This window comes from Citrobacter sp. wls826 (genome assembly GCF_005281245.1).
GTDB lineage: Bacteria > Pseudomonadota > Gammaproteobacteria > Enterobacterales > Enterobacteriaceae > Citrobacter > Citrobacter braakii.
Genome location: NZ_SZWS01000064.1, coordinates 55096 through 58475, shown reverse-complemented (window position 1 = coordinate 58475; position 3380 = coordinate 55096). Strand labels below are relative to the sequence as shown.

Below are 3380 nucleotides of genomic sequence, written 5' to 3'. Positions count from 1 at the left end.
CCCCAGCGGGTCGGTGAGCTACTGGCCGCCCGTCAACGGATGCTGGATCTCAGCGAACGGCTGGACGATGACGAGGAACTGGAGCAAGAACTGGTGGAGTGCGCGGCGCTGATCGGCAAACTGGAAACCGCCGCTGCGCAACTGCGCGACGAAGTGCCGCTGGTGCCGGACTGCGTGGATACTGCCACGGTAGCGGCGGTGATTGGCGGCTGGACCGGTATCCCTATCGGCCAGATGCTGACCGACGAAGCCCACGCCCTGCGCACGTTGGTTGAGCGAATGAGCGAGCGGGTGATGGGGCAGCAGGCGGCGCTGGAGACTATCGCCCAGCGTTTACGTGCTTATCGCAGCGGTCTGACCGACCCGCAAAAGCCGGTCGGCGTGTTCCTGCTGGTGGGGCCAACCGGTGTGGGCAAAACCGAAACCGCCTATGCGCTGGCGGATGCCCTGTACGGCGGCGAACGTAATCTGATCACCATTAATCTGTCTGAATATCAGGAGGCGCACACCGTCAGCCAGCTGAAAGGCGCGCCGCCGGGCTACGTGGGTTATGGCAGCGGCGGGGCATTAACCGAAGCGGTGCGCCGTCGCCCCTATTCCGTGGTGCTGCTCGACGAAATTGAAAAAGCGCACCCGGACGTGCTGGAGGCGTTTTATAACGTCTTCGACAAAGGGGTGATGGAGGACGGCACCGGATTAATTGTCGATTTCAAAAATACGGTGATGCTGGCGACCAGCAACGTCGGTGCGGAATTAATTCTGGAAACGCCTGCGTGTGAATTAAACGGAGAGCGGTTTAACGAGGCATTGCGCGAGGAGTTGTTAACCCATTTCCGCCCGGCTTTTTTAGCGCGGATGACCACGGTGGCCTATCGCGCGTTAGATGAAGAAATATTGAAGGGAATTGTGTTGGCTAAATTGGAAAAGTTATCACAGAGATATTTTGTGGCGACGGGGGATAAATTAAATATGGAGGATGGATTGGTGGAAAGAGTGATGGAGAAATGTAAGGGCGTGGGGGCCAGAGATGTTGAGAATCTGGTGGTTGGGGAAGTGATGAGATAATACTTTGTATAATTTAAATTAAAATTTATCTGGATGAGAAATATGTTTAGAAACAGAGTGCTATTTAGAGCTGATTTGCGTGGCCCCGAGGTGATTTTTGAAGAAGGATTTCATCCCAGATATACTGGCGGGATTATAGTTCATCCTGGCGGGCAAGCTACAGGTGGTATTTCTACAACGAAAGAGCTACTAATTGCAATGGATTATGCAGCTCGTTATGGTGGCTATGTGTATGCGGTTGTAGCTTCAGGGGTAGATATATTGGAATGGCTGTATCAGCATCATGCTACGCAGGGAGCAAAGGCGAATGCTATGACACAAATGGAGATTCATTGTAATTATATTGAGGCAAATAAGATAGCATTTGCAAGAAAAGCTATTTTAGTTGATGGAAAGTTAAGCTTTAGTGATTTGCTAATTACTAATCGTATGTGCATTTACCCTCCGGAGGACCTTATTAGAGTTAGAGAGCTTTTTTTATTGGACGGGCAGTTTGATAAATCTCTTTATCAGTGAATATATGAAGAATTTTTGTTTATTACAAATGTTTAATATGACTGAAATTATATAATAAGGACTCTCCCATGCCCAACACCACCATTATCAAACTCACCGCTCCGGTCCTTACCGCCACCACCGCGCACACCGACTTCCAACTTAACGGCCTGACCATCGTCACCATCGCAGGAACCACCTCCGCGCCGTTAACCTGACAACGAACCACACATCATGGTTATAAGCATCATTAATGATGCTTATAAAGGTGCTTTTAATGGTCTATACTAAAACCTCATTAACGAGGAAAACACCATGCCATTTCATATCCTGACCAAAACCGCTGCCAGTATCACCGACCTGAAACGTAACCCAATGGGGACAGTCAACGCCGGGGAGGGTGAAGCGGTGGCGATTCTGAACCGCAATGAGCCAGCGTTTTACTGCGTGCCGCCTGCGGTTTATGCGTATCTGCTGGAGCTGGCAGAAGACGCCGAGCTGAACCGTATCGCCGACGAACGTGAAGATGGAAAGCGAATAAAGGTGTCTTTAAATGACCTATAACCTGGAGTTTTTAGATATTGCGCTCAAGGAGTGGCGCAAGCTTTCCCCTGCATTACGCGAGCAGTTCAAAAAGAAACTGGCGGAGCGGCTGGAAAATCCCCATGTCCCTGCCGCCCGCCTTTCCGGCAAATTACACCGTTACAAAATCAAGCTTCGCAGTGCCGGGTATCGTCTGGTCTATCAGGTCGAGGACGAGCAGGTTGTCGTTCTTGTGATCGCAGTGGGCAGACGTGATGGTGATGAGGTTTATCATCAGGCTAACCGGCGCTAGCGCTATCGTTGAAAAAGGAATTTCCCCATGCCAGATACCACCATTATCACACTCACCGCCCCAGCCCTGACCGGCCTTACCGCCGCCACTGTGCACACCGATTCCCAACTTAACAGTTTGACCACCGCGACCGTCGCGGGAACCACCTCCGCGCCGTTGACTCTCGATACTGCGCTGGCGACCCATCTGACCGCCACCATCAACAGCGCCGACTACGACGGATTGATTGCCGAGGCGCACCAGCTTCCGGCGACCGGTAACGCCGATCGCTACCAGTTTGTGCTGCGCCCGTGGCTGTGGTGGCTGACGCTTGCCAGCAATAACCGCGTGTTTCAGAACCTCAGCGCGCAGGAGATCGTCGAGAAGGTGTTTAAGGATGCCGGGTTTACCGACTATCAGTTCAAACTCAAAACCAAATCAGAAAAGCGCGAATACTGCCTGCAATACAACGAAAGCGATTTTAATTTTGTCTCGCGGCTGCTGGAGCTGGAGGGGATCTTCTGGTTCTTCACCCATAAGGAAGGCAAACACACGCTGGTGCTGGCGGATGATAACAGCGCCTTCCCGCCGATAGCGGGTGAGAAAAAGGTCAAGTATCAGGCGGCACAGAGCGGCGAGCGGGAAACCGGGGCGATTCGCTCGGCAGAGCTGCGTTTGCAGGCCACCGCGCAGGGCTTCCAGAGCAGCGACTATAACTACGAGCAGCCGAAAGCGGCGCTGTTCGCGCAGGCTGGTGAGAAGAAGGGGGGTATGCAGTATCAGCATCCGGGGCGTTTTAGCGTTAAAGCCGAAGGCGACGCGCTGGCGGCGTGGAAAGTTAACGCCCTGAAGGCGCAGGCGAAACAGCTGGTCGGCGAAAGCGACTGCGCGGCGCTGACCGCCGGGCACTGGTTTACTTTGACCGATCACGATGACAAAGCATTGAACATCGACTGGCTGGTCATCGCCGTCAGCCACGAATACGACGGCGAGCGCTATCGCAACC

General features: G+C 53.0%; 6 protein-coding genes. All 6 read left to right on the top strand.

Translation table 11 applies throughout. The features are described 5' to 3' along the window. A partial coding sequence (locus FDW87_RS23165; protein ID WP_252363274.1) for an AAA family ATPase occupies positions 1-1065 on the top strand: 1065 nt, incomplete at its 5' end. A 42-nt stretch (positions 1066-1107) separates the two neighbouring features. After that, positions 1108-1581 (top strand): hypothetical protein, encoded by a 474-nt coding sequence (locus tag FDW87_RS20220; RefSeq protein ID WP_016155556.1) that lies wholly within the window; start codon positions 1108-1110, stop codon positions 1579-1581. A gap of 68 nt (positions 1582-1649) precedes the next feature. Continuing rightward, positions 1650-1778, top strand: a complete 129-nt coding sequence (locus tag FDW87_RS23215; protein WP_016155557.1) for a hypothetical protein — start codon at positions 1650-1652, stop codon at positions 1776-1778. 97 nt (positions 1779-1875) lie between these two features. Further along, positions 1876-2124 (top strand): type II toxin-antitoxin system Phd/YefM family antitoxin, encoded by a 249-nt coding sequence (locus tag FDW87_RS20215; RefSeq protein ID WP_137380106.1) that lies wholly within the window; start codon positions 1876-1878, stop codon positions 2122-2124. Beyond that, entirely contained in the window at positions 2114-2395 is a 282-nt protein-coding gene (locus FDW87_RS20210; RefSeq protein ID WP_019078244.1) for a type II toxin-antitoxin system RelE/ParE family toxin, read from the top strand. The genes FDW87_RS20215 and FDW87_RS20210 overlap by 11 nt, the downstream gene beginning before the upstream one ends. Positions 2396-2422: 27 nt before the next feature. Next, positions 2423-3380, top strand: a 958-nt coding sequence (tssI, locus tag FDW87_RS23160; protein ID WP_252363273.1) for a type VI secretion system tip protein TssI/VgrG, incomplete at its 3' end; no start/stop codon positions are given.